The sequence below is a fragment of the Nocardia sp. NPDC004260 genome, assembly GCF_053603155.1.
Map to the genome: position 1 here is coordinate 1 of NZ_JBSGEZ010000277.1, position 1,195 is coordinate 1,195.

Consider the following 1,195-nt stretch of genomic DNA (forward strand, 5'->3'; position numbering starts at 1 on the left):
GCCACCGGTCGAATACGAACACATCTACCATCAACAGACCATCTCGGCCGAGGTGGCCTGAACTCGGGTCTCCACCGGATCCAGGACGGTTCAAATCGTCTTCCACGGACCGTCGTGGAACACGCTGGTGCGGATGCATTCGGCCTTGTAGAGACCGTTGATGGTCTCCATCAGGGCGTTATCGTAGGCGTCGCCGACGCTGCCGATCGATGGGCTGATGCCCTCGATCCGCAGATGCTCGGTGAACCGAATACTGGTGTATTGCTCAGGTTCAACCGGTGGACGCAACACCCGAGGTCACGGAGGGTGTTATGGGAAGGCCATCGGACTGGGTGCGGGAGGTCACCGGACGAGCGCCGATGCGGTCGCCGGGCGCTCCAGGGATGCCGCGTTCAGTGGAGCGCCTGTTCTGGGACAAGATCGCCGAGGGCCTGCTTCCGACGGAAGCTGGTGTGGCAGTGGGGGTATCGCCTGTCAAGGGCAGTCGATGGTTCCGTGATGCTGGCGGGATGTCACCGTATTCCTGGGCCAGGCCAGGCGGCCGTTACCTGTCTTTCGCCGAACGTGAGGAGATCGCGCTGCTCAGGGTGCAGGGCAAGGGTGTGCGGCAGATCGCGCGGGCGCTGGGTCGCAGCCCCTCGACCATCTCTCGTGAGCTGCGGCGTAACGCCGCGACCCGCGGCGGCAAGCTCGACTACCGCGCCTCGGTCGCCCAGTGGAAAGCCGAACTGTTCGCCAGACGCCCGAAAACGGCGAAACTCGCTGAAAATAAACAACTTCGGGACTACGTGCAGCAGCGCCTGGCGGGGCGGATCACCGATGCGAAGGGCAGGGTTGCCGCCGGGCCGGCGACGGGGATCTGGACCGGCCGCAACAAGCCGCACCGCTCGGACCGGCAATGGGTTCAGGCGTGGAGCCCGGAGCAGATCGCGCAGCGGCTGAAGATCGACTTTCCCGACGACAAGTCGATGCGGATCAGCCACGAGGCCATCTACCAGGCACTATACATCGCAGGACGCGGCGCCCTCGATCGGGAACTGATCCTGACTCTGCGAACCGGCCGGGCACTGCGCATGCCCCGAGCTCGGTCCAAACGCGTCGCCTGGGCCCACATCACGTCCGAGGTGCTGATCGGCAACCGGCCGGCCGAAGCCGAGAACCGCGCGAACCCGGGCCATTGGGAGGGTGATCTCAT

Annotated in this window: 1 protein-coding gene and 1 pseudogene; one reads left to right on the forward strand and one right to left on the reverse strand. The window is 65.0% G+C overall.

Translation table 11 applies throughout. The annotated features are described in order from the left end of the window. Positions 1–93: 93 nt before the first annotated feature. A pseudogene (locus tag ACWEO7_RS39615) lies at positions 94–264 on the reverse strand (IS3-like element ISPfr13 family transposase); the annotation flags it as partial. 47 nt (positions 265–311) lie between these two features. Here ACWEO7_RS39615 and ACWEO7_RS39620 point away from each other — a divergent pair. Beyond that, a partial coding sequence (locus tag ACWEO7_RS39620; protein WP_452431008.1) for a transposase occupies positions 312–1,195 on the forward strand: 884 nt, incomplete at its 3' end.